This is a genomic window from Butyricicoccus sp. Marseille-Q5471 (genome assembly GCF_951230135.1).
Taxonomy (GTDB): Bacteria; Bacillota; Clostridia; order Oscillospirales; family Butyricicoccaceae; genus Agathobaculum.
The window spans coordinates 116860-140303 of the sequence record NZ_CATNVC010000003.1 but is presented as its reverse complement, the minus strand read 5'-3'; the positions used below and the strand labels follow the sequence as shown (position 1 = coordinate 140303).

Annotated in this window: 22 protein-coding genes; 14 read left to right on the top strand and 8 right to left on the bottom strand. The window is 58.4% G+C overall.

Annotation, left to right across the window (positions count from 1 at the left end; all coding sequences use genetic code 11):
- The first annotated feature begins 204 nt into the window (after positions 1-204).
- From QOX26_RS05180 to QOX26_RS05160, 5 genes are all read left to right on the top strand, one after another.
- Complete coding sequence (locus QOX26_RS05180) at positions 205-1140, top strand: calcium/sodium antiporter (RefSeq protein WP_331488469.1); 936 nt, start codon at positions 205-207, stop codon at positions 1138-1140.
- 109 nt (positions 1141-1249) lie between these two features.
- Positions 1250-4000, top strand: coding sequence for a preprotein translocase subunit SecA (secA, locus tag QOX26_RS05175; protein ID WP_283673855.1), 2751 nt, complete (start codon positions 1250-1252; stop codon positions 3998-4000).
- 52 nt (positions 4001-4052) lie between these two features.
- On the top strand, positions 4053-4412 hold the full coding sequence (locus tag QOX26_RS05170; RefSeq protein WP_283673854.1) for a sulfite exporter TauE/SafE family protein: 360 nt from the start codon (positions 4053-4055) through the stop codon (positions 4410-4412).
- On the top strand, positions 4409-4765 hold the full coding sequence (locus QOX26_RS05165) for a sulfite exporter TauE/SafE family protein (protein ID WP_283673852.1): 357 nt from the start codon (positions 4409-4411) through the stop codon (positions 4763-4765). The genes QOX26_RS05170 and QOX26_RS05165 overlap by 4 nt, the downstream gene beginning before the upstream one ends.
- Before the next feature lie 64 nt (positions 4766-4829).
- Positions 4830-5738, top strand: coding sequence for a DUF4349 domain-containing protein (locus tag QOX26_RS05160; protein WP_283673851.1), 909 nt, complete (start codon positions 4830-4832; stop codon positions 5736-5738).
- A 104-nt stretch (positions 5739-5842) separates the two neighbouring features.
- Here the strand turns inward: QOX26_RS05160 and rny are convergent, their stop codons facing one another.
- Positions 5843-7387 carry a ribonuclease Y gene (rny, locus tag QOX26_RS05155; RefSeq protein WP_283673849.1) on the bottom strand — a complete coding sequence of 515 codons (1545 nt, stop codon included), beginning with the start codon at positions 7385-7387 and terminating at the stop codon, positions 5843-5845.
- Positions 7388-7776: 389 nt separating this feature from the next.
- On the opposite strand from rny, the gene pgeF reads away from it, so the two are divergent.
- The 4 genes from pgeF (at position 7777) to QOX26_RS05135 (ending at position 12089) form a co-directional block, all read left to right on the top strand.
- Entirely contained in the window at positions 7777-8577 is an 801-nt protein-coding gene (gene pgeF / locus QOX26_RS05150) for a peptidoglycan editing factor PgeF (protein WP_283673848.1), read from the top strand.
- Positions 8578-8588: 11 nt separating this feature from the next.
- Positions 8589-10079 carry an ABC transporter substrate-binding protein gene (locus QOX26_RS05145; RefSeq protein ID WP_283673846.1) on the top strand — a complete coding sequence of 497 codons (1491 nt, stop codon included), beginning with the start codon at positions 8589-8591 and terminating at the stop codon, positions 10077-10079.
- 77 nt (positions 10080-10156) lie between these two features.
- Positions 10157-11176: a tRNA 2-thiouridine(34) synthase MnmA gene (mnmA, locus tag QOX26_RS05140; protein ID WP_283673845.1), complete on the top strand. Its 1020-nt coding sequence runs from the start codon at positions 10157-10159 to the stop codon at positions 11174-11176.
- A 13-nt stretch (positions 11177-11189) separates the two neighbouring features.
- Complete coding sequence (locus QOX26_RS05135) at positions 11190-12089, top strand: DMT family transporter (RefSeq protein WP_283673844.1); 900 nt, start codon at positions 11190-11192, stop codon at positions 12087-12089.
- An 80-nt stretch (positions 12090-12169) separates the two neighbouring features.
- Here the strand turns inward: QOX26_RS05135 and QOX26_RS05130 are convergent, their stop codons facing one another.
- From QOX26_RS05130 to lexA, 3 genes are all read right to left on the bottom strand, one after another.
- Positions 12170-12421, bottom strand: a complete 252-nt coding sequence (locus QOX26_RS05130; protein WP_283673842.1) for a TfoX/Sxy family protein — start codon at positions 12419-12421, stop codon at positions 12170-12172.
- A 35-nt stretch (positions 12422-12456) separates the two neighbouring features.
- The gene (gene recG, locus QOX26_RS05125; protein ID WP_283673840.1) at positions 12457-14499 is read right to left on the bottom strand and encodes an ATP-dependent DNA helicase RecG; all 2043 of its coding nucleotides are present in this window, start codon (positions 14497-14499) and stop codon (positions 12457-12459) included.
- A gap of 71 nt (positions 14500-14570) precedes the next feature.
- Positions 14571-15164 carry a transcriptional repressor LexA gene (gene lexA / locus QOX26_RS05120; protein WP_331488468.1) on the bottom strand — a complete coding sequence of 198 codons (594 nt, stop codon included), beginning with the start codon at positions 15162-15164 and terminating at the stop codon, positions 14571-14573.
- Positions 15165-15385: 221 nt separating this feature from the next.
- Here lexA and QOX26_RS05115 point away from each other — a divergent pair, with 221 nt between their 5' ends.
- The 3 genes from QOX26_RS05115 to pth all read left to right on the top strand — a co-directional run bounded on the left by QOX26_RS05115 (position 15386) and on the right by pth (position 18121).
- Complete coding sequence (locus tag QOX26_RS05115; protein WP_283673839.1) at positions 15386-15736, top strand: Asp23/Gls24 family envelope stress response protein; 351 nt, start codon at positions 15386-15388, stop codon at positions 15734-15736.
- Positions 15737-15753: 17 nt separating this feature from the next.
- Positions 15754-17400, top strand: coding sequence for a DAK2 domain-containing protein (locus tag QOX26_RS05110; protein WP_283673838.1), 1647 nt, complete (start codon positions 15754-15756; stop codon positions 17398-17400).
- Positions 17401-17479: 79 nt separating this feature from the next.
- The gene (pth, locus tag QOX26_RS05105; RefSeq protein ID WP_283673837.1) at positions 17480-18121 is read left to right on the top strand and encodes an aminoacyl-tRNA hydrolase; all 642 of its coding nucleotides are present in this window, start codon (positions 17480-17482) and stop codon (positions 18119-18121) included.
- Positions 18122-18163: 42 nt separating this feature from the next.
- Here pth and QOX26_RS05100 read toward each other — a convergent pair whose 3' ends face one another.
- The 3 genes from QOX26_RS05100 to QOX26_RS05090 are packed head-to-tail and all read right to left on the bottom strand — an operon-like array spanning position 18164 to position 19451.
- Positions 18164-18430 (bottom strand): barstar family protein, encoded by a 267-nt coding sequence (locus QOX26_RS05100; RefSeq protein ID WP_283673836.1) that lies wholly within the window; start codon positions 18428-18430, stop codon positions 18164-18166.
- A gap of 3 nt (positions 18431-18433) precedes the next feature.
- The gene (locus QOX26_RS05095; RefSeq protein WP_283673835.1) at positions 18434-19000 is read right to left on the bottom strand and encodes a ribonuclease domain-containing protein; all 567 of its coding nucleotides are present in this window, start codon (positions 18998-19000) and stop codon (positions 18434-18436) included.
- A gap of 13 nt (positions 19001-19013) precedes the next feature.
- Complete coding sequence (locus QOX26_RS05090; RefSeq protein ID WP_283673834.1) at positions 19014-19451, bottom strand: hypothetical protein; 438 nt, start codon at positions 19449-19451, stop codon at positions 19014-19016.
- Between the two features lie 499 nt (positions 19452-19950).
- Here QOX26_RS05090 and QOX26_RS05085 point away from each other — a divergent pair, with 499 nt between their 5' ends.
- The gene (locus QOX26_RS05085; RefSeq protein ID WP_283673833.1) at positions 19951-21081 is read left to right on the top strand and encodes a sodium ion-translocating decarboxylase subunit beta; all 1131 of its coding nucleotides are present in this window, start codon (positions 19951-19953) and stop codon (positions 21079-21081) included.
- Positions 21082-21099: 18 nt separating this feature from the next.
- Complete coding sequence (locus QOX26_RS05080) at positions 21100-21228, top strand: OadG-related small transporter subunit (protein ID WP_283673832.1); 129 nt, start codon at positions 21100-21102, stop codon at positions 21226-21228.
- A gap of 103 nt (positions 21229-21331) precedes the next feature.
- On the opposite strand, the gene QOX26_RS05075 is transcribed toward QOX26_RS05080, so the two are convergent.
- Complete coding sequence (locus QOX26_RS05075) at positions 21332-23203, bottom strand: DUF4914 family protein (protein WP_283673831.1); 1872 nt, start codon at positions 23201-23203, stop codon at positions 21332-21334.
- Positions 23204-23444: the final 241 nt, after the last annotated feature.

Genomic DNA, 23444 nt, shown 5'->3' with positions numbered 1-23444 from the left:
TTGCTTGACAAACTGTGCAAAGATGCATATATTAAGGAGAGATAAAGGGGAGTAGCTCACGCACCGTGCGTGAAGCGCGGTCGTCAGTACGTTCGGGATGCCCGAACCGGCCCGCTTCGCAAGTAGCGAGACTTTTGTTGCATTTTGTCATGCAAGAAAAGTCTTTTTTTATTGCATGAAACGAGGGAAAAGGAGATATTACTTATGATGTCATTTGTTTACCTGATCGTCGGTTTTGTGCTGTTGGTGGTGGGCGCCGATAAATTTGTCGCGGGCGCATCTGCGGCCGCGCGCAGACTGGGCGTGCCCGCGCTCATCGTCGGTCTGACCGTGGTCGCTTTCGGCACCTCGGCGCCTGAGCTCGCGGTCAGCGTGACGGCTGCAATGAGCGGCGCGAACGAAATCGCGGTCGGTAACGTGGTCGGCTCGAACATTTTCAATCTGCTTGTCGTCGCGGGTCTGTCGGCGGTGCTGTGTCCGCTCGCGCTCGATAGGGACATTCTGCGTCGCGACTGGCCGCTTTCCATGGCTGCCGCCGCCATTTTGACCGCTATGGTTGCGTGGAACGGCGATATTTCGCGTCTGGAAGGACTGGTGCTGCTTGCGCTGTTTGCCGGTCTGATGGTGCTGCAGCTGCGCCCCGCGCTGCAAAACCGCGCCGCGCTCCTCGCACAGAAGGACGAGAACGAGGTGCAGATGAAACCCTCGTTGATTGCGGTGAACATTGTGATCGGGCTGGCAGCCATTATCCTTGGCGGTCAGCTTGCGGTAAACGGCGCGACCGGCATCGCCCGGATGTTCGGCCTGTCGGAAACGCTGATTGGCCTAACCATCGTTGCAATCGGCACCTCGCTGCCCGAATTGGTAACCTCGCTCGTGGCGGCGCGCCGCGGACAGAACGATATCGCAATGGGCAATGTTATCGGGTCGAATCTGTTTAATATTCTGCTCATTCTGGGCGTTTCGGCGGTCATTTCACCGATTTCTGTGCTGCCGACCGCTGTGATTGACGGTGCGATTCTGCTCGTGGTCAGCCTGCTGTTCTATTTGCCGGCACGCAAGGGCACGCTGTCCCGTCCGGTGGGCGCGGTGATGGCGCTGACCTATGTTGCCTATACGGCTTATCTGATTTGCCGCTGACGGCACGGCGTTCACAAAAAATTTGTTTCTTTGCGCACACAGCTGTGATATAATAAGCTGATAAAATAAGGAGCGTATGGCTTCCTTCTTGAAAGGCTGATCTACGAAAATGGCTAATTTTCTGACAAAGCTCTTCGGCACGCACTCGAGCCATGAGCTGAAAAAGATTTATCCGATTGCGGATAAGGTAGAGGCGCTCGAGGACAAGTTCCGCGCCCTGTCTGACGACGAACTGCGCGGCAAGACCGCCGAATTTAAGGAACGCTATCAGAACGGCGAAACGCTTGACGATTTGCTGCCCGAGGCGTTTGCCACCATGCGCGAGGCGGCCGACCGTGTGCTCGGCATGCGGCATTACCGCGTGCAGATTATCGGCGGTATCGTGCTGCACCAGGGGCGCATCGCCGAAATGAAAACCGGTGAAGGCAAGACGCTCGTGGCAACCCTGCCGACCTACTTAAACGCACTGACCGGCAAGGGTGTGCACATTGTCACAGTCAACGATTATCTGGCCAAGCGTGACTCTGAGTGGATGGGCAAGGTCTACCGTTTCCTCGGCCTGACCGTCGGTCTGATTGTCCACGATGTGCAGCCGCAGCTGCGCAAGGCGATGTACGATGCCGATATCACCTACGGCACCAACAACGAATTCGGTTTTGACTATCTGCGCGACAATATGGCCATCTACAAGCAGGCGATGGTGCAGCGCGGCCACGCCTTCGCCGTGGTCGACGAGGTTGACTCCATCCTCATTGACGAGGCGCGTACCCCGCTGATTATTTCGGGTCAGGGCGAGCAGTCCTCGGCGCTCTATCAGCTGGCCGACCGCTTTGCGTCGGGTCTTAAGCAGCTTCGCGTCAAGGAGATTGACGCAAAGGAGGAGCAGGACGACATCGACGCGGACTACATCGTCGATGAAAAGGCCCGCACCGCTACGCTCACCCCGCACGGACAGGCCAAGGCCGAGGCCGCGTTCAAGGTCGAAAATCTGTCAGATCCCGAGAATACCACGCTGCAGCACCACATCAATCAGGCAATCAAGGCGCGCGGTGTCATGCAGCGCGACGTGGACTATGTCGTGCGCGACGGACAGGTTATCATTGTCGACGAGTTTACCGGCCGTCTGATGTTCGGCCGCCGCTATAACGAGGGTCTGCATCAGGCCATCGAGGCCAAGGAAGGCGTTAAGGTCGAGCACGAGTCCAAGACCCTTGCGACCATCACCTTCCAGAACTACTTCCGCCTGTACGGCAAGCTGTCCGGCATGACCGGTACCGCGCTGACCGAGGAGGAGGAGTTCCGCCACACCTACAAGCTCGACGTCATCGAAATTCCGACCAACAAGCCCATTCTGCGTCAGGACAATCCCGATGCGGTGTACAAGAACGAAAGCGGCAAGGTCAAGGCGATTATTGCCCGTGTTGAGGAATGCCACGCCAAGGGGCAGCCGATTCTGGTCGGTACGGTTTCGATTGAAAAATCCGAGGAACTGGGTGCAATCCTGAAGAAAAAGGGCATCAAGCATACCGTGCTGAATGCAAAGTACCATGAGCGTGAGGCTGACATCGTCGCGCAGGCAGGCAAGCCGGGCGCGGTCACGATTGCGACCAACATGGCAGGCCGTGGTACCGATATCATGCTCGGCGGCAACGCCGAAACCATGGCGCTCGACGAGCTGCGCCGCGGCGAATACACGCCCGAGCTGCTGGCCGAGGCCAACGGCCATGCCGAGACCGAAAACCTCGAAATCCTCGCCATCCGCGAGAAGTTCGAGGAGCTGTACCGCAAGTATAAGAAGCAAACCGACGAAGCGGCCGAGCAGGTGCGCGCGGCCGGCGGCCTGTATATTCTGGGCACCGAGCGTCACGAGTCCCGCCGTATCGACAATCAGCTGCGCGGCCGTGCCGGCCGTCAGGGCGACCCCGGTGAATCCTCGTTCTATATTTCGCTGGAAGACGATTTGATGCGTCTGTTCGGTTCGGAGCGCATTCAGAACATGATGGACACGCTCGGCATCGAGGAAGACGAGCCGATCGACCAGAAGATTCTGTCCGGCGCGATTGAGAACGCTCAGAAGAAGATTGAGTCCCGCAACTTTGCCACCCGTAAGCACGTGCTGGAGTATGACGATGTGCTCAACACCCAGCGTCAGACTATCTATTCGCAGCGCCTGCAGGTGCTCGAGGGAAAGGACATCAAGGATAACATTGTTTCCATGATTGACGCGACCATCGCGGCTTCCGTGCACGCGGCAATCGGCGAAAACCATCTGATTACCCCCGAAATGGTCGACGCGGCGCGGCGTCCGTTCATCGGCGTGTTCCTCCGTCCCGAGGACTGCACGTTCACGCCCGAGGAGTGTGATGACCTGACCGCTGACAAGCTGATTAACGTCATGGCCGACCAGGCGCACAAGGTGTACGACATCAAGGAGCAGCTGCTCACCGCGCCCATCATGCGCGAGCTGGAGCGCGTTGTGCTGCTTAAGAACGTTGACACCAAATGGATGGATCATATCGACGCAATGACCGAGCTGCGAAACGGCATCGGCCTGCGTGCGTACGGTCAGCACGATCCGGTTGTCGAGTACAAGCGCGAGGGCTTTGATATGTTCGATGCGATGATTGACTCGATTCGCGAGGACACCGTGCGCATGATTTTCCTGGCGCAGGTTCGCACGCGTGAGGAGCCGAAGCGGGAGCAGGTCGCCAAGGAGACGGCAACTGCAAGCGCGTCCGACGGCACGACGGTCAAGGAACCGGTGCGCGCCGGCAAGAAGATCGGCATGAACGATCCCTGCCCGTGCGGCAGCGGCAAGAAGTACAAAAAGTGCTGCTATCTGAAGAACCCGCAGCAATAACTGCATAAAGATTCCCCTCTCGCGGAAAAATAGACCGGGAGGGGATTTTTTTATGTCTAATTCAGCCAAATATGCCGTGATCGGCGCACTGGCCGGGGCGGCAAACGGCTTTTTCGGAGCGGGCGGCGGCCTGTTTCTCGTGCCCATGCTGGCCGCGTGGACGGGTCTTGAGCAGCGCCGCGCGTTTGCCACCTCGGTCGCGGTGATTCTGCCGCTGTCCATTGTTTCGGCCATCATTTACTGGATGCGCGGCGGGATTGACTTTTCCATCGCGTGGCCCTATCTCATCGGCGGTGCGATTGGCGGCCTGATTGCCGGACGCATCTTCAAACGCATCGATATGACGTGGCTGCGCCGCATTTTCGGCGCGCTGATTCTCTATGGCGGCGTGAGGGCGGTGCTGCTGCTGTGATTTGGGCGATTTTAATTGGTCTGGCAACCGGCATTTTGTCCGGCTTCGGCGTGGGCGGCGGCTCGCTGCTGCTGCTGTATTTGACCATGTTCGCAGGCGTGAGCCAGTACCGCGCGGGCGGCATCAATCTGCTGTATTTCATTGCGTGCGCACCGGCGGCGCTCGTTTCGCACATCAAAAACCAACTGGTGGAGTGGAACGCGGTCAAATGGAGCGTCGCGGCAGGCGTGCCGACCTCGATTCTCGCGGCAATCGGCGCGGCGGGCATGAATGTCAGCTGGCTGCGTCGGCTGTTCGGCGTGCTGCTGCTTTATATCGGCTGCAAGGAATTGTTTACAAAAAGGAAAAATTAAGGAACTTTTATCGGATGCATTCGTCTCAATAAATACCAAATAAACAGAGAAGGGGTGTATTGAGATGAAAAAACGTCTATTATGTCTGGCAATGACGCTGATTTTGCTGATTGCAGCCACTGCTTGCGGGTCAAGCGGCGGAAGTCCGATGGAAGTGGCCGATTCTGCTGCATCAAGCGCAGACACCGGCTGGACGGAAACCGCCAAGCAGGACGCGGCATCCGGCACGAACGGCGCGTTGTCTGCGGTGCGTGCCAACGCGAAGCTGATTCTGCGGGCAGAGCTCATGCTGGAATCACAGGAGTTTACCAAAACGAGTGAGAGCATCGATACCCTAACCGCGCAGTACGGAGGCTATTTCGAGCAGAACGGTGTCAGCGGAGACGTGGGAAACCGCTATGCCGACTACACCGTGCGTGTGCCGCAAGCGAAGTTTGAAGAATTTCTGAGCGCGGTCGGTGAACAGTGCCACGTGGTCAGCAAGAGTCAGTCCGCCGAGGACATCGCCGATCAATACACCGATGTGGAGACGCGTCTGGCGACGCTGCGAACCAAGCATGAGCGCCTGCTCGCTTTGCTCGACAAGGCCGCCACGATGGAGGATATCATTTCGCTCGAAACCGCGCTGAGCGATACCGAATACCAAATCGAAAGCCTGACCGGACAGCTGCGCAGCTATGACAGTCTGGTAGACTTTGCAACGGTGCAGCTTTCCGTGCGCGAAGTACAGGCGCTGAGCGCGACAGCGGAAGGCAATAGTTTTGGCGCACAGGTGCGGCAGGCAGCCGCAAGCGGCCTGAACGGCCTGACGGCATTCTGCCGCGGATTGGTGCTGACGGTGGTCACAATTTGGCCGCTGCTGCTGGTGTTGGGCGGCGCGGGTGCCGCAGCATGGCAGATTTTGAAGTACCGCCGCCGCAAGCAGGCGGAGCAGGATGCGGCGCTTCAGCAAAAGAACACGGACGAAAAGTGAGTGTAGGCATAAAAAAGAGAAGGAATCGCGGTTCCTTCTCCTTTTTTATAACGCTCCATGTTGGCATGCAAAAAAGCCTGCGCCGAAGCGCAGGCTTTTGTTTGTTACTTTGCGTACTCGATGGCGCGGGTTTCGCGCACCATGTTGACCTTAATCTGACCGGGATAGTCGAGCTCTTCCTCGATTTTCTTGGCCACATCGCGGGCGAGCAGCACCATGGCATCGTCCGAAATCTTGTCGGGGTTGATGATGATGCGAATCTCGCGGCCGGCCTGAATGGCATACGAGCCGGTGACGCCGGGGGTCTCGTTGGCGATGCCTTCCAGACGCTCCAGACGCTTGATATAGTTTTCCACATTCTCGCGGCGTGCGCCGGGACGGGCTGCCGAAATGGCATCCGCCGCCTGCACGAGGCAAGCGATGACGGTCTTGGCTTCCACGTCGCCGTGGTGCGCTTCAACCGCGTGGATAATTGCGGGGGATTCCTTGTACTTCTTGCAGAGGTCTACGCCGATCTGAACGTGGCTGCCCTCAACCTCGTGGTCAATTGCCTTGCCGATGTCGTGCAGCAGACCAGCGCGGCGGGCAGGTGTGGGATCGAGTCCCAGCTCGCTTGCCAGCATGCCGGCGATGTGTGCAACCTCAATCGAGTGCATCAGCACGTTCTGGCCGTAGCTGGTGCGGTAGCGCAGACGGCCGAGAATCTTAATCAGCTCAGGATGCACGCCGTGGATGCCGGTTTCAAACGTTGCGCGTTCGCCTTCGGACTTGATAATCTGCTCGACCTCGCGGCGGGACTTTTCGACCATTTCCTCGATGCGAGCCGGATGAATACGGCCGTCGACAATCAGCTTTTCGAGCGCCAGACGTGCGATTTCACGGCGCACGGGGTCGAACGAGGAAAGCGTGATGGCTTCGGGGGTGTCGTCTATGATCAGGTCAACGCCGGTCAGCGTTTCGAGGGTGCGAATGTTGCGGCCCTCGCGGCCGATGATGCGACCCTTCATTTCATCGTTGGGCAGCGGCACGACGGAGACGGTCGCCTCGGCGACATGGTCTGCGGCGCAGCGCTGAATCGCGGTGGAGATCAGTTCGCGGGCGGTCTGCTCGCTCTCATCCTTAACACGTTGGTTGATTTCGCGGAGTTTGATGGCGGCGTCGTGCGTCGCCTCGTTTTCGATGGAAGCTACGAGCATCTCGCGTGCTTCATCGCGGGTCATGCTGGCAATGGCTTCAAGCTTTTCAAGCTGCTCGGCCTTGATGCGCTCACATTCTTCCTTGTCCTTCTGCGTCGCGGCAAGCTGCCGGGACAGCTCTTCGTTCTTGCGGTCGAGCGAATCACTTTTTTTGTCGATTGCTTCTTCGCGCTGAATCAGGCGGCGTTCAAGCTGCTGGGTCTCGTTGCGGCGCTCCTTGAGCTCGCGGTCGGCTTCGGTGCGCTGCTTGTGGATTTCATCCTTCGCTTCGAGAATGGCTTCGCGTTTTTTGGTTTCTCCGGCCTTAATGGCTTCGTTGATGATGCGTGTCGCTTCCGTTTCGGCAGAGCCGATTTCCTTTTCCGCAACGCTCTTGCGGTACAGAAAGCCAATGACAACGCCCACAACGAGACACACGATACCGGTAATCAGCGGTATAATGATATTGCCCATTGTTTTGGTGTGTCCTCCTAATTTTGTTTTTTGGGTACAGTTTCCGGCAGAACACGGGAAAATGACGCCTGAAGTGCGTCCATACGTATCGAAAACGTCGGTGCGAATGAAATGCGCCGGCGGCGGTAATTCCAGCTTCTACCTTGGGTAAAAAAGAAATTCTGCTTGAATTGTTTTGTATAATCCCTTGAAAAACCGCATTCGGCCATGCGGCTGTATCACAACAGGTATTATATATGATAATTGTAAAGCCTTTTGGTCAAACTGTCAAGAAAAACACGGTGAGTGCCGTACATATTTTGGCGTTTCTTGAAAAGAACGATGACGCGCTCTTGTGACCCATGCGGCGATTTGATATAATGGTACAACTGTGAATGGAGGGATTTTCGATGCATCCAACCATGCGCCGCGTGCAAAGCGGTTCGATTCTATACTATACTTGCGATAAACTGCCCGTCCGCCATGCGTTTACGACCAAATTCGGCGGCGTAAGCACCGGCCCGTGCGAGAGCATGAACCTTGGCTTCGGCCGCGGGGATGCGGAGGAAACTGTGCGGGAAAACTACCGCCGCCTGTGTGGTGCGCTCAAAATGGACGTCAGCCGTGTCACGATGACCAAGCAAATCCACGAGGATGAGGTCACGGTCGTGACCGAGCAGGGCGTGGGCATGGGTCTGTGGCAGCCGATGGCATGGCAGTCGGACGCGATTGTCACCGCGCTTGGCGATACACCGCTCGCCGGATTTTATGCCGACTGCGTTGTCACACTGCTGTACGACCCCGAAACCCACACCTGCGGTGTATGCCATTCGGGTTGGCGCGGCACGGCGAAGGGGATTTTGGGCAAAACAGTGGACCGGATGGCCGCGTCCCTAGGCACCAAACGCGACAGCTTGATTGCCGTCATGGGGCCTTCAATCCATCGGGAATGCTTCGAGACCGACTCTGACGTGCCCGATGCCATGGAAGCGTTGCTCGGCGCGTGGGTGCGACCCTACGTTGCGGAGAAGGGCGTGAAATTCCATGTCGACCTGCAGGGCATCAACGCGGCGCTGCTGTGCGAGGCGGGACTGAACGCGGAAAACGTCATCGACAGCGGCATCTGCACGATGTGCGAGCACGAAACCTTCTGGTCGCACCGTGTGACAAACGGCGTGCGCGGCGTACAGGCGGGCGTGATTTGCCTGTGAAGAGGAAAACGATGAAACGAATGAAAAAACGCCTGACCGCGTGCCTGCTCGCGGCGATCTGTCTGCTGAGCGGCTGCGGCGGCGGGCAGGCGGACGGGCAGGATGAACGCCCGCCCGATACGGTCAAGGTCAGCGCGGGCTATTTCGGCCTTGCGCATTATGATAACGGCGCGCTCAACCCCGTTACCGAAAATACGGCGATGAACCGCCTGCTGTGCGAGGCGATGTATGAAGGCCTGTTCGAGGTGGGCGAGAGCTTTACCGCGGTGCCTGTGCTGTGCGCAGATTATACGGGAGACGGCACGACCTTCACCTTCACCCTCAAAGACGGCGTGACCTTCTGGTCGGGCGCAGCGCTGACGGCGCAGGACGTGGTTTCCTGTCTCGAAGCCGCGCAGACGGCCGAAGCCTCTCCCTATTATGCGCGCATGCAGCAGGTTTCGTCGATTGCCGCTGTGGGCGATAAGCAGGTGCGCATCGTGCTGAGCAGTCCCAACGTCAATTTCCCGCGCCTGCTGGATATTCCGATTTTCCGCGCGGGCGAAAATGAAACCTTTCCCGACGGCACCGGACCGTTTCGCCCGACCGAGGAGAGCGGAAAATGGTTTTTGACCGCGAACGAAAACTGGCAGGGGGGCTATCTCGGCTCCATTCGCAAAATCGCACTGGTGACGGTGTCGCGGGCGGATGCCGCCGTGTCCAGCTTTGAAACAGGAGATGTTTCGCTCATGCGCACCGAGCGGATTTCGAGCGGCTCCACCATCATTTCGGGGTTGGTCGATGCCGTGCAGACGGCGAGCGCCGACCTGCACTATCTGGGCGTGAATATGAATCATTCGCAGCTGCAAAACGCCGCCGTGCGCCGTGCGCTGAGTGCGGCAATCGGACGGAAAAACCTGTGCGACACCCAGCTGCAAACCTTCGCCGACCCAGCGATTCTGCCGGTCAATCCGCAGCCGTCAGGGGATAACTGGAGCCTCAACATGCAGGCGGACACCGAGCGGGCGACCGCCCTGCTCGCCGAAGCCAAATTGGAGGAGCCGCTTGCGATCACCCTGCTCGTCAACAGCGATAACGCGTTTAAAACCGCGGCGGCGGATCAGATTGCCGCTGCATGGCGCGCCATCGGCGTGCAGGTGACGGTGCAGAAGGTCGAGTACAGCGCCTTCACCGAGGCGGTGCAAAACGGAAATTTTGATGTATACTACGGCGAAACCCTGCTCATGCCGGACTTTGACCTGCGTCCTCTGCTGTCAAGCGGCGGCGCACTCAATTACGGCGGGTACAGCAGTGCGGCAGCCGATACGGCAATGGCCTCCGCGCGCCGCGGCGAGGATTTGAATGCGCTCTATCAGCAGCTGCTCGACGATATGCCGATCATTCCGATTGCCTTTGAGCGGCAGCAGCTTGTGCTGCGGCAGGGGCTGATTGACAGTCTGCCCGCCGCGCCCTACAACGCATTTGCAGGGGTGGAGAACTGGCGCACAGGTGAGAATAAGTGACTGTTGCAGGAAATGAGCGCACAGCGCTCTTTTTCTGTTTTCGTGCGTGAAAACGCAAGCAAAGGAGTATTATTGCAATGGAAAAGGTGGTTTTAGGCCTTTCGGGCGGCGTGGATTCGGCGGTTGCAGCCGCGCGTCTGCGCCAAATGGGGTATGAGGTGCACGGCCTGTTTCTCGAGCTTGGCCTCGGCGGCACGGAGACCGCGCAGGAGGTGGCGGACGAGCTGGGCATCCCGCTCTACATCGCGCATCGGCGCGAAGCGTTTGAACAGCAGGTCTGCACGTATTTTGCTGATGAATTCAAAAACGCACGCACGCCCAACCCCTGTGTGGTGTGCAATCCGCTCATTAAATTCCGCGCACTGACCGATTATGCAGATGAAATCGGCGCAAAGTATGTCGCGACCGGTCACTACGCCCGCACGGGCACGGACAGTGAGGGCCGTGCGCTGCTGCTTCGCGCCCGCGCGCAGAAGGATCAGACCTATATGATGCATCGCCTGCCGCGACGGACGATTGCACGGTGCGTTTTTCCGCTCGGCGAGGCCGAGGGCAAGGATGAGGTGCGAGCGAATGCAAGAGAGCTGGCGCTCGGCGTGTCGGACAAGCCGGACAGCATGGACATCTGCTTCATTCCGGACGGCGATGTGCACGGCTGGCTCGAGCGCCACGGTGCGGCGCTGCCCGAGGGCGACTTTGTTGACGAGACAGGCAGGGTGCTCGGCCGTCATCTGGGTCTGCACCGCTACACGGTGGGACAGCGCAAGGGGCTTGGTGTCGCAGCGGAGGGACGGCTGTTCGTCCACGCGCTCGACACGGCAAACAACCGCATCGTGCTGTCGCTAAGCGACGTGTACAAAAAGGAAATTATGGTGCGGAATATCAACTATATTGCACCAGAATACGCGGAAAACGGCGCGTTTTCGTGTGATGTGCGTGTGCGTTTTTCCGTGCACAGCAACCGCGCGACAGTCTATCCCGACGGCGAGCATGCCCGCGTCGTGTTTGAGGACGCGGTGCGCGCGCCAACGGCCGGACAGTCAGCCGTGTTCTACGACGGCGAAATCGTCATCGGCGGCGGCTTTATCGAGGGGTAAAAGGGGTTTCAACATGCAGGACAAAAAGCAGCTTTCCGGCCACATCATGGCCTTGTTTTCCGTGCTCGTCTGGGGCACGACGTTTGTCTCGACCAAGGTGCTGCTGCGCACCTTTTCGCCGGTTGAGATTATGGTCACGCGCTTTGCGCTTGGCTTTGCGGCGCTGCTGCTCGCCGGGCGGGGATGGCTGCGGCTGCAAAAGCCGCGCCACGAATGGTATTTTGCCGCCGCGGGGCTGACGGGCGTGACACTGTACTTTCTGATGGAAAACATCGCGCTGACCTATGCTTCGGCCTCGCTGATCGGCGTACTGGTGTCGGTCGCGCCGCTCTTTACCGCGGTCGCGGTGCGTCTGCTGCTCGGCGGTGAGCCGATGAGCCGGTATTTCTTTGCAGGCTTTGCGCTCGCAATCGCCGGCGTGGCTGTCGTGTCGTTTTCGGGCGTGAGCGAGATGCATTTCAGCCCCGTGGGCGCAGTCTTGGCCGTGCTGGCCGCTGCGGTATGGGGATTTTATTCGGCTATTGTGCGTAAAATCGGCACGTTCGGCTATCAAACCGTGCCTGCGACCTGCCGCGTATTCTTTTACGGTCTGCTGTTTCTGGTGCCGGCCGCCATTTGGGACGGCTTCCCGGGCGGTCTTATGGCGTGGTTTACACCGCTGCATCTGGCGAATCTGCTGTTTTTGGGACTGTGCGCATCGGCGCTGTGCTTTGTGACGTGGAACCGCGCGGTGCATCTGCTCGGCGCGCTGAAAACCAGCGTGTATGTGTACATTGTGCCGGTCATCACCATCCTCTCGTCGGCCATCGTGCTGCACGAGCGGCTGACTCCGCTGATGGCGGTCGGCACGCTGCTCGCGCTCGGCGGGCTGTTCCTGTCGGAAAAGCGGGAAGCGGCAGCGGACGAAACATAAAAATAAATCAGGGCGTCATCGTTTCAAGCGATGACGCCCTGATTTGTTCTGGTTTTGCTGCTAAATATGGTTCGAGGTAATCAAAAGCTTTTGTAAAAATCCAGTAGCTCCTTCTTAATGGCAGTGCTCAAGGCGTGCCACCGGATGCCCTCAATCGCGCCCTCCAAGGCACAGAGACGGTTATAACAGGCAGAGGAATCCATCGCCCGAATGCGAAGCCACGCCTGCTTGCTCCCGATTTCGGCGAGTTTTTCCGGCGAATCGATGCCAACCTGCAAAAGCTGCTGCTCCAGCACCGCGCCGATGTTGGGGAGCTTGGATAATTCACACATAATGGCCTCCTAAGCGTGTTTGAGTACGAAAAAACTCAGTTAAACGCCTCGTCGCCGCTGTTTTCAAACATGCGGCGAACGCGGTCGCGCAGCAGGGGATAGGTTTCGAGCGTCGGGTCGTGTGACAGGAGTTCTTCGGCCTCCTCGCGCGCCGACTGCATCAGCGCCAAATCGGCGGCGATGTCCGCAATGTGCAGGGCGGGCAGACCGTGCTGCCGACGGCCGAAAAAGTCGCCCGGCCCACGCTGTGCGAGGTCGGCGCGCGCGATTTCAAAGCCGTCGCTCGTTTTGCACAGGGTTTTCAGGCGTTCGCGTGCGGTTTCGCCCTTGTCTGCGCCGAAAAATACACAGAACGACTGCCGTGTGCCGCGCCCGACGCGGCCGCGCAGCTGGTGCAGCTGGGACAGGCCGAAGCGTTCGGCATCCTCAACCACCATGAGGTTTGCGTTCGGCACATCCACGCCGACCTCAATCACCGTGGTCGAAACCAGAATATCGTACTGCTTCTCGGAAAATTCACGCATAATACGATCTTTTTCCGCGTTTTTCATGCGCCCGTGCAGCACGGCGACGCGTCGGTGCGGAAGCGCCTTCTGCAAATCAATGGCGTGCTGCTCTGCGCTTTTGAGGTTCGTTTCGCCCTCCTCCACCAGCGGGCAGACGACATAGGCCTGACCGCCGAGCGCAATCTGCTTGTCGATGAAGCGGGTGATGCGCTGCCGCATGTTCTGGCCGACCGCGTAGGTCTCCACCGGCGTGCGGCCGGGCGGCACCTCGTCGAGAATGGATACATCGAGGTCGCCGTACATAATCAGCGCGAGGGTGCGCGGAATGGGCGTGGCCGACATGACGAGGATGTGCGGCGCGTGTCCTTTGGCCGCGAGCGCGGCGCGCTGGGTCACGCCGAAGCGGTGCTGCTCGTCCGCGACAACCGCGCCGAGGTTTGCAAACTGCACGCTCTGCTGAATGAGCGCGTGCGTGCCGACAACGACCTGCGCCGCGCCGCTTTCAATGCGGGCAAGGGTCTTGCGCTTTTGCGCGGCGGTCATCGAACCGGTCAGCAGTGTGAGCGTAATGCCGAGCTTTTCAAGGATGGGGGTCAGGCTTTTTGCATGCTGCGCGGCCAAAATCTCGGTCGGCGCCATGAAGGCGGCCTGATAGCCGTTCTGCGCCGCGAGCACGCACAGCGCCGCCGCGACAATCGTCTTGCCCGAGCCGACGTCGCCCTGCACCAGACGGTTCATCGGCCTGCCGCTGACCACATCAGCTGCCTGCTCTGTGATGGCGCGGCGCTGTGCGCCGGTCGGCGAGAACGGCAGCGCGGCAAAAAAGGCGGACAAATCGGTGTTTGCAAACAGCAGGCCTTCATCCGCGCGCCGCCGTTCCTTGAGCTGCTGCAGGCCGCAGCACAGCAGGAACAGCTCCTCAAATATCATGCGCCGCCGCGCCTCGGCCACGTCGCGCATGGTCTGTGGGCGGTGGATGGAAATGAGTGCGTCCGACGCGTCGACAAGGTTGTATTTCACGCGCAGCAGCTCGGGCAGCGGGTCGGGCCAGTCTCCTGCGACGGCGGCAAGCGCGGATTCGGTCACTTGCTCCATATTGCGCTGGCTCACGCCCGCGGTCAGCGGGTAAACGGGCACAATGCGTCCAATCGGCTCACCCGTTTTGGGCACGGGCTCGGACTGGGGCGATACCATCGTCCGCCCGCGGCCATAGCCTTGCACGGAACCGTAAAACAGGTATTCCTGTCCCTCGCGCAGGGTGGCAGCCGCGTATTTGTTGTTGAAATAGGTGATATTCAGCGTGCCAGTCTCATCAAACACGGTGGTTTTGGTCAAATCCAGACCCTTGCGGATGCGGCGCAGCGTGGGAGCAGTGCCGACGATGCCGCGCACGCAGTATTTGTCCTCCTCGTCGATGTCGGCGATGAGAGTGATTTTCGTGCGATCCTCATAGTCGCGTGGATAGGTTTCCAACGCGTCGCGCAGCGTGCGGATATGCAGTTTTTCGAGCAGCTTTGCCTTTTTCGGACCAATTCCCTTGGCAAACTGTACGCTGTCATCGAGTGCGGGCATGAAAAGTCTCCTCCAGACGGACAGACGCGCCCGGTTTTCTCCCGGAATCGGGGAGCTCCGGGCGCGCCGCATTAATATTCTCGGTAAACCGCCTTGACCACGCCAAGAATCTGGCAGCCGGTGCCGTCAATCGGGGGATAGGCGGGGTTTTCGGGCAGCAGCCACACGCCGTCCGACGTGACGGACAGGGTTTTGCAGGTGGCTTCATCTTCAAGCAGGGCGATGACGATATCCCCGTTTCGAGCGGACAAATCCTGCCGCACGATAACGAGATCGCCGTCCATTATGCCCACGCCGATCATGGACTCGCCGCGGATGCGCAGGGCGTAGTATTCGCCGCCGCCGACCGCGCCCTCAAACGGGACGTAGCCGATGTGCTCCTCAACGGCGAGGATGGGCATGCCGGCAGTGACTCGGCCGAGGATGGGCACGCGCGGCACCATGGATGGCCCGCCGGTGGGAGACAGGGCACGGGATTTGTGGTCGCTACCCTCCAGATAGCCGGCCTCCTGCAGTTTTTTCAGGTGCGCGTGCACGGTTGAGGGGGAGCGCAAATCCATTTCGGCGCAGATTTCACGCACCGAGGGCGGATAGCCGTGTTCCAGCGAAAATTCGCTGATGAAATCGAGAATCCGCTGCTGTTTGGCGGAGATTTTCTTCATCATATCAGGTACTCCTTGTCAGACAGAAAGGAACATTAGTTCGTGTTTTAACCATTATATCGTGAATGAAACCAAAAAGCAAACATTTGTTTCTGTATTGTAAGCAAAAAAATTGCAGAAAAGTGCCGCATGACTATTTTACTTGTATTTGTGCATCATTTGTTATAAAATAAAGAGTAACCAAAATGCAAACGCATTCCACTGATCGTCAGGAGGGTTCTTTTATGACAATCAAAACCGATCTGGGATATATCGAAATCACAAATGAAGTGCTGGCCGGCATCGCAGGCTATGCAGCCTCCAGCTGTTTCGGCGTCAAGGGCATGACCATGCGCTCGGTGACGGACGGTCTGGCGCATCTGCTGCGCCGGGAGAACCAGTCGCGCGGCGTGCGCGTGCTGGAAGCGGCGGATGGCGGCGTCAACATCGACCTGCACATCGCGGTTGAGCATGGCGTCAATATCGCGGCGGTCTGCCGCTCGATCATCGGCGAGGTGCGTTACAATGTAGAACGCCTGACCGGCGTGGACGTGAAAAACGTCGACATCTACGTTGAGAGCATCAAAGCCGATTAAAGGGAGAGTTTTTAGGAATGTCAGACAAGAAAATCACGGGTGCGCTGTTTCAGTCGATGGTGACTGAGGGCGCGTTGGCCATTGCCGAAAAGAAGCAGCAGGCCAATGAACTGAACGTATTTCCGGTGCCCGACGGCGACACCGGCACCAATATGTCGCTGACCATGGCCTCCGCCATGGCTGAGATGCAGAAGCTCTCCGAGCCGACGCTCGCCAAGGCGGTTGACGGGGCGGCGTCCGCGCTGCTGCGCGGTGCGCGCGGCAACTCGGGCGTTATCCTGTCACTGCTGTTCCGCGGTCTGGCCAAGCGCCTGCACGAGCTGGCTGAGGCCGGCGGCCGTGATTTCGCGCTTGCTCTGCGCGAGGGCGTCGACACTGCCTACAAGGCCGTTATGAAGCCGGCTGAGGGCACAATCCTGACCGTTTCGCGCGTTTCCGCACAGTACGCGGTCGAAAAGTGCCAGGCAGAGCCGGGGCTTTCGGTCGAAGCGGTGTTTGAGGCCGTACTTGAGCGCGGCAAGACAGCGCTGGAGGAAACCGTGCACCAGAACCCCGTGCTGGAAAAGGCGGGTGTGGTCGATGCGGGCGGCTTTGGCTTCCTCGCCATTCTGGAAGGCATGTTTGATGCATTCCGCGGCATCCAGAAGGAGCGAACTGCGGCAGTGGAAACGACAAAAACAGCGGCTGATTTTTCAGCAATTTCGGATGAGGACATCACCTTCACCTACTGCACCGAGTTCATCGCCGAGCGCCGCGACAAGGCGCGCAATGTTGGCCGTATGCGCCAGATTTTGAGCGAAATCGGCGACAGTCTGGTCGTGGTTGAGGATGACGACATCGTTAAGGTGCACGTCCATACCGACGAGCCCAACAAGGCAATCGGTGAAGGGCTGAAGTTTGGCCCGCTGCTGACCGTCAAGATTGAGAACATGCGCGAGCAGCACACCGCCAAGGTGGTGGAGGGCACGGCAGACGCACCCAAGGAGCGTGTCATCGTGCCGCCCGAGAAGAAGTACGGTTTTGTTGCCGTTGCTGCGGGCGCAGGCCTGAAAAACGTCTTTACCGACCTCGGCTGCGACGTGGTCGTGCAGGGCGGTCAGACCATGAACCCCTCGACGGACGACATTCTCCGTGCGGTGGATGCGGTTCCGGCCGAAATTGTGTTCGTGCTGCCCAATAATAAGAACATCATCATGGCCGCGGAGCAGGCCGTTTACCTGTCCGAGACCAAGAAGATTGTAGTCGTGCCGACCAAGACCATTCCGCAGGGCATTTCCGCGCTGCTCGTGGTTGATACCGACGGCGAGGAAAATGAAATCACTGCTGCAATGAAGGAAGCCGCGGGCAACGTGCGCAGCGGTCAGGTGACCTATGCCGCGCGCGATTCCGAATTTGACGGCAAGAAAATCAAGGAAGGCGAATTCCTGAGCCTGTGCGAGGGCAAGCTGTGTGCCAACGGCCGCGAAAACGCGGTGCTCAAGCGTCTGGTGCGTGATCTTGTGCGTGAGGACAGCGCGTTTGCCACCGTTATTTACGGCGAAGGTGTGACCGAGGAGCAGGCTGCCGAGGTTGAAGCGCTGCTGCGCCGCGAGAATAAGGATATGGAGATTACGGTTGTTGACGGTGGTCAGCCGGTGTATTATTATATCCTGTCAGTAGAATAAAATCTTCCAAGGGGGATGCTGTCCCACTTAGATATGAAAATGGCCTCCCCTTTGGGGGAGGCTTTTTGGAGTGAATGGTATGTCGGTATTCGATATTTTTGCAAAACTGGACCGGGAAAAGACGGCCAAGGCCGCGCAGCCGATCGAATGGCTGGTGGTCGGACTGGGCAATCCCGGCGCGAAGTACGAGGGCACGCGCCACAACGCGGGCTTTCGTGCACTGGAGGGCTATTGTAGCCGCACCGGTCAGAAGATTGATAAAATCAAATACAAGGCACTCATCGGTGAGGGCATGCTCGGCGGGGCGCGCGTGCTGTTTATGAAGCCGCAGACCTTCATGAACCTGTCGGGTGAGGCGGTGCGGGATGCGGCGGCGTTTTACAACATCCCACCCGAACGCGTCATCGTGCTCAGCGACGATATTTCGCTCGATGTGGGTGCGCTGCGCGTGCGTGCAAAGGGTTCGGCAGGCGGACAGAACGGCCTGAAAAACATCATTCAGCACCTCGGCACGGACGAGTTCCCGCGTGTGAAAATCGGCGTGGGACAAAAGCCGCATCCGGAGTATGATTTGGCCGACTGGGTGCTGTCCCGCTTTACGGCGGACGAGCAGCAGGCCATCGACAAAGCCTGTGCGGACGCGGTGGACGCGGCGGCGTGCATCATTTCCAAAGGCTGCCCTGCTGCGGCGCAGGAGTTTAACGGCAAGAGAGTCAAATAAAAAAGGGAGCAAACATTGTTTGCTCCCTTTTTGTGTGGAAAATCACTCTGTAATCAGAATAAAGCCGGGGTTTTCTGCTGCCGCGCCGGCAAGCACGCGCAGGGTTAAGTCGCCGTAGTTGCCGAGGTTGATGACAAGCATCTCGGCATGCCGCAGGGTCAGCCGCGTGCGCGGCAGTGCGGTGAGCAGATCATACAGCGCATCCAGATTGCGTCCGTAGCCTGCCGGAAAGCCAAACGCGCCCGCAAACGCGTCGTGCAGCTGATCGCGTGTGTACAGCGTTTCCGCATCGAGCAGCAGATCCCGCATGATTCATTCCTCCCCCTGAATCAGTGTGAACGTCTCGTAGTGGTCGTCGGTATAGAAAATCAGTCCGTCGTTGGAGAAAACGATGCGTTTTGCGCCCCGATCCTCCGTGCCTTGTGTGTCAATATCGCATTCAGTATAGGTGCGGCCGTCCTCCTCGGGCAGCGAGCCTTCATAGTTGCCGAACCGGTCGCCGCCAATCGCCTTGCCCGGCGCGAAGGCGTCCAGCGAACCGCCCTCCCAGCCGAGCGCCTGTGCGTCCGACTTGGTCATGTAATTGCCGGGCAGACTGCCGTACTGCATCAGATAGAGGGCAACCTCCTCCTTACCGGTGTACCAGCCTTCCTCGTCAAGCGGGGTGTCGCCCAAGGCGAGCGTCTGTATCGCCGTGACGGCAGGGCCGAGCGCGGGCGTTTGGGTGTCTGCACTCTGTCCCGCGTCCTGCGGCGTGGCAACGGTTGCGTTGTTCGGACTGCCGGGGTCAGCCGCATTCTGCGGACTGCACGCGCCGAGCGGCAGCACCGTCATCAACAGTGCGAGCAGCAGGGACAGTGGTTTTTTCAGTTGTTTCATTGTATTCTGCCTTTCATTCCGCGTTCGGGTAGAACAGCACGTAAAGTTTGTGATACAGCTCCTTGCCGCGGCTGCCTTCCACGTCGCGCAGCTTGCCGTCTACAAAGACGAAGCCATCTGCACTCACGCCGATGGAGCTTTCATTGCCAAAGGTCACCGTCAGCGTGCTGCCGCCGAGCGAACGGTCGGACGGATGCAGCAGCTTGGGATATTCGGTGTAGGTATAGCCGCCGAGCGCCGTAAGCACCGCGTCAATCTGCGCGCGCTCGGTCAGGTCGGCGATGGGAACATCATTTTCGGCAAGCTTAAGCTCGCTTTGCACGCCGCTTCCGGCGATTTGCGCAAGCGTTTGCTCATGCATGTTAATATAAATCAGGCGTCCGGCGATAAACAGCAGCACCAGCAGAGCTGTGCCGCACAGCGCGAACACGAACGCAGTGGATTTTCGCATGGAAGGTCTCCTTACATCCTGGGTGGGTACTGTTAGCATAGCGCAAATGGTGGGGACTGTCAACGAGGGAAGGTGTAAACAATTTGCAACAAAGCGGGCGCGTTTGCATCGCGCGAAGCCGTTTCAAGAGCCGCAAACAACATTAGAATACCCTTCCTGCGCGTCAGGATACCAAAACAAGCGGAACATTTTTCATACGAGAATAGAGTTATACAATTAGTATAAAAAGATATAGTTTAAACGAAATGGACTGGAAAGCAAGTGCAAGTATAACAGACCAAAATATTCCTTGACAGCGTGCCCCGCAATGTGTTACGATACAGCCAAACAAAGGGGAGTAGTCGGCGCGGCTTTGCCGCGCGGCATCGCCAACAAGCATGTGCGGAGCGTTTGATTCCGCTCTGGCTGTTGCCTGAAATGACCAGACCTGTGTTTCCTTGCGGGGAAACACAGGTCTTTTTTCATACAAAAAGGGTAAACTGATAAAAGAGGTGCATTTATGGAATTTTTATGGGAGGGACTGCTGTCGATTACCTGGCAGCAGCTCGTCATGTACTGCGTGGGTGGTCTGCTGATTTATCTTGCGGTGCAGAAGCAGTACGAACCCGCGCTGCTGCTGCCGATGGGCTTCGGCGCGATTCTGGTCAACCTGCCCGCGTCCGGCGTCATCAACCAGATTACGCAGGGCGTGGGTGAGACACACGGCATCATTCAATGGCTGTTTGAAAACGGCATCGAGATTTCCGAGGCGTTTCCGCTGCTGCTGTTCATCGGCATCGGTGCGATGATTGACTTCGGACCGCTTTTGGCCAACCCAAAGCTGTTCCTGTTCGGCGCGGCGGCGCAGATCGGCATTTTTCTGACCATCATCGTCGCGGTGTTTTGCGGATTTGACATCAGGGACGCGGCCTCGGTCGGCATCATCGGCGCGGCGGACGGCCCGACCTCGATTCTGGTGTCGCAGGTACTCAAATCGAGCTATGTAGGGCCGATCGCGGTAGCGGCGTACAGCTATATGGCGCTTGTGCCCATCATTCAGCCGTTTGCCATCAAGCTGGTGACCACCAAAAAGGAACGCGCCATGCGCATGCCCTATGCCAGCGGCAAGGTCAGCCGCCGCACGCGTATCCTGTTCCCGATTCTGGTGTCCATCGTGGCCGGACTGGTCGCGCCTGCATCGGTATCGCTCGTTGGCTTTTTGATGTTCGGCAACCTCATTCGTGAATGCGGCGTGCTGAACAGCCTGTCTGAAACAGCACAGCACGAGCTTGCCAACCTGATTACGCTGCTGCTCGGCATTACCATTTCGTTTTCTATGCGCGCGGAGCAGTTTGTCTCGCTGCAAACGCTGATTATCCTCGGCTTGGGACTGGTCGCCTTCGTGCTTGACTCGGTCGGCGGCGTGCTGTTCGCCAAGCTGCTCAACCTGTTCTGCAAGAATAAGGTAAACCCGATGATTGGCGCGGCAGGCATCTCGGCCTTCCCGATGTCGGCGCGTGTGGTTGAAAAGCTCGGCATGGAGGCCGATAACCAAAACCACCTGCTAATGCATGCAGTCGGCGCAAATGTTGCGGGACAGATTGCCTCTGTTGTCGCGGGCGGCGTGATTTTACAGTATTTCATGGGCTGACGAAAGGAGCGTTGCGGTATGGAAGCAAATTTAGCGGCAGCGATTGAGCTGCTGGGACGCGGCATGGCGGGCATTTTCACCGTGCTGATCATCATTGCGCTGACGGTGGCGCTGCTCGGGCGGCTGGACAGCAACAAGCAAGGATAATGCAAAACAGCGGCAATCACAGGTTACGTGATTGCCGCTGTTTTTTTAGCATTAGAGTGTTGAAAGTGAAAAAAGGCGGTTCCGAAGAACCGCCTTTTTCTTTTTACAGATTAATCGGGGTCAGACGGAGGTAATCCTCCATCGTGCCGTCGTTCATGCAGACGTCAATAATCTGCTTGCCGAGCGGGCTGAGCTCAGGCGTATCGAACTTCTGCAGTTCCTTCTTGAAGAAATCGGTCAGAATCTTGGCACCGGCGTCATAGCCTGCCTCGCCCATACGGTCCTGTGTATCGCAGCGCAGGAACTTGGAGCGGATCTTCTGTCCGTCGATCTTCATGTCCTTGAGCGCGTAGCCGAGCAGCGAGCAGCGTGCCGGCTCGAGATGCTCAGGCTTGATGCGGCCGTTGTGGCGTGCGAGGAATTCACGGGAAATCCACTCTGCGGCAAAGCCGACCTTGTAAACACCGATGTGCTGGTTCGGGATGAGCACATAGCGGGTGTTCGGGCAGTTCGTAATCTGCTCAAGCAGCAGGTTTGCCTGCTTGACGCGCAGACCGGTCGCAAACGGCCAGTAGGAGCCAACGCCCTCGCTCTTGAGCTCGCCGCCGCCCACGATGGACGGGTTCTTAAAGCCGCGGGGAGCAACCAGACGCCACAGCCACGCCAGTGCAGGCGGGATGATGTGCAGCATGCCCATAATGCCGTAGTTCGGGTTCTCCGCAGTGGAGGGGGGCATACGAACGCCGAAGGAGCGTACGTCAACCTCGACCGGCTGGTGCACGATGTGCGGCACCTTGTCGCGCGGTACAATGGCGCGCGGGTTGGGGCAGGGCTGACCGTTGGAGTCAAGCGTGTGCTCCCAAATCAGGCAGGTCGCGTTGCGGTGTGCTTCCATGTTGAAGAAGCAGAGCGGCTCGTCGGGCTCGGTGCAGATGCGCTCGTAAACCGGGTCGCAGCCGTAGTGCGTCACGCCGTCCATACGGAGGAACCAGCCGTCCTCGCCGTCAACAAGCACAAGCTTGCCCGAGTTGTTCTGGAGCGTAGAATAGCAGGTCGCCATATCGTCACAAACAGGCTCGATGGAGCAGGTCTGACCGATATTGATGATGGTATCCTCAGCGGTGACCGTGTTGTGGGACAGCAGAACGGTGCCGTCCTCCAGGCGGGAGATGTCCTGCAGCATTTCGCTCTTGCCGCCGCCGGATGCGCCCTCGTGCATGATGACGATTTCGTTCTCATACGGGGTGACAATGCGGCCGCAGGAAGCGTGCGCAGTGACCCAGCCTTCGTGCTCGCCGATGTCGAGCAGCACGGAGTAAACGCCCTTCTTCGCGGACGGGCCGGGATAAAGGTTATAGGAAAATACCTCGTGGCACTCAGCCGAGCGGTTGTGTACGCAGACCTGACGGCCGTCAAAGTGGGTGTGGCGGAAGGGAGGTGCAACGTAGACGATTGCGCGGGGTGCGTAGCCTTCGGTCTCCTCGGCAGAGACAAAGCCCTGCAGGTGCGCCAGTGCAAAGGCAAAGAACGCAGCGTTCTTCGGGCAGACCAGCAAGGAGCCGTAGCCGTAGACGTTACCGCCCGAGTTAAAGGGCATCAGGATCAACTCCTGCGTCTTGAACCAGTCCATGGTTTCCTTGCGCAGCTTTTCGAAGGGATAGCCGTACTTGTCGGCAAAACGGGGCTTGTCGGTCGGGCCGTCGTCGGCGATGCGCATGCAGTCGGGGTCGCGGCGGCGCATGTAGTCCTCTACATAGTTGACGGCAGCGCCGTTCTTGCAGCGGGTAACGTCGGCTTCCTTCACAGGGCCCTTGCCGGCAACGTCGAACACAACGTTGTAGCGAGCCTCGTGGTCGGGGCCGAAGCACATATCATAGAGCTCGGCCTTGGTCGTCGGCACCGAAACGCCCTTGCAGTTTTCGATGACGTCGATCAACTCGTCAGAAAAAGTGAATTTTGTCAGAAGCGGGTTCATCAGATTTCCTCCTTTGGCATCGTACGGGAGCTTCGCGCCTGAAATGCGCGGATGCGGCCGATGCGGAACATGGCAGATCCATGAGGTAGTATTCCTCACAAGGCCAATTTTAGTTCATTTATAGCATACAACAAAATGAGCCTTCGCGTCAACTGGTTTTTCTCTATTTTGCAAGATGTGAAATAAAAACTTGCAAAATAGCCAAAAAGCGCACCAGAATTTTGCCAACATGTCAGGTGGA

Coding starts and splice junctions, on each gene's coding strand:
- QOX26_RS05110 (WP_283673838.1), top strand. CDS start 15,754: ATGTCAGACAAGAAAATCACGGGTGCGCTGTTTCAGTCGATGGTGACT.
- recG (WP_283673840.1), bottom strand. CDS start 14,499: ATGCCCGCACTCGATGACAGCGTACAGTTTGCCAAGGGAATTGGTCCG.
- pth (WP_283673837.1), top strand. CDS start 17,480: ATGTCGGTATTCGATATTTTTGCAAAACTGGACCGGGAAAAGACGGCC.
- QOX26_RS05130 (WP_283673842.1), bottom strand. CDS start 12,421: ATGTGTGAATTATCCAAGCTCCCCAACATCGGCGCGGTGCTGGAGCAG.
- QOX26_RS05095 (WP_283673835.1), bottom strand. CDS start 19,000: ATGAAACAACTGAAAAAACCACTGTCCCTGCTGCTCGCACTGTTGATG.
- QOX26_RS05135 (WP_283673844.1), top strand. CDS start 11,190: ATGCAGGACAAAAAGCAGCTTTCCGGCCACATCATGGCCTTGTTTTCC.
- QOX26_RS05115 (WP_283673839.1), top strand. CDS start 15,386: ATGACAATCAAAACCGATCTGGGATATATCGAAATCACAAATGAAGTG.
- lexA (WP_331488468.1), bottom strand. CDS start 15,164: ATGATGAAGAAAATCTCCGCCAAACAGCAGCGGATTCTCGATTTCATC.
- pgeF (WP_283673848.1), top strand. CDS start 7,777: ATGCATCCAACCATGCGCCGCGTGCAAAGCGGTTCGATTCTATACTAT.
- QOX26_RS05160 (WP_283673851.1), top strand. CDS start 4,830: ATGAAAAAACGTCTATTATGTCTGGCAATGACGCTGATTTTGCTGATT.
- mnmA (WP_283673845.1), top strand. CDS start 10,157: ATGGAAAAGGTGGTTTTAGGCCTTTCGGGCGGCGTGGATTCGGCGGTT.
- QOX26_RS05075 (WP_283673831.1), bottom strand. CDS start 23,203: ATGAACCCGCTTCTGACAAAATTCACTTTTTCTGACGAGTTGATCGAC.
- QOX26_RS05080 (WP_283673832.1), top strand. CDS start 21,100: ATGGAAGCAAATTTAGCGGCAGCGATTGAGCTGCTGGGACGCGGCATG.
- QOX26_RS05170 (WP_283673854.1), top strand. CDS start 4,053: ATGTCTAATTCAGCCAAATATGCCGTGATCGGCGCACTGGCCGGGGCG.
- QOX26_RS05145 (WP_283673846.1), top strand. CDS start 8,589: ATGAAACGAATGAAAAAACGCCTGACCGCGTGCCTGCTCGCGGCGATC.
- QOX26_RS05180 (WP_331488469.1), top strand. CDS start 205: ATGATGTCATTTGTTTACCTGATCGTCGGTTTTGTGCTGTTGGTGGTG.
- QOX26_RS05085 (WP_283673833.1), top strand. CDS start 19,951: ATGGAATTTTTATGGGAGGGACTGCTGTCGATTACCTGGCAGCAGCTC.
- QOX26_RS05100 (WP_283673836.1), bottom strand. CDS start 18,430: ATGCGGGATCTGCTGCTCGATGCGGAAACGCTGTACACACGCGATCAG.
- QOX26_RS05090 (WP_283673834.1), bottom strand. CDS start 19,451: ATGCGAAAATCCACTGCGTTCGTGTTCGCGCTGTGCGGCACAGCTCTG.
- rny (WP_283673849.1), bottom strand. CDS start 7,387: ATGGGCAATATCATTATACCGCTGATTACCGGTATCGTGTGTCTCGTT.
- secA (WP_283673855.1), top strand. CDS start 1,250: ATGGCTAATTTTCTGACAAAGCTCTTCGGCACGCACTCGAGCCATGAG.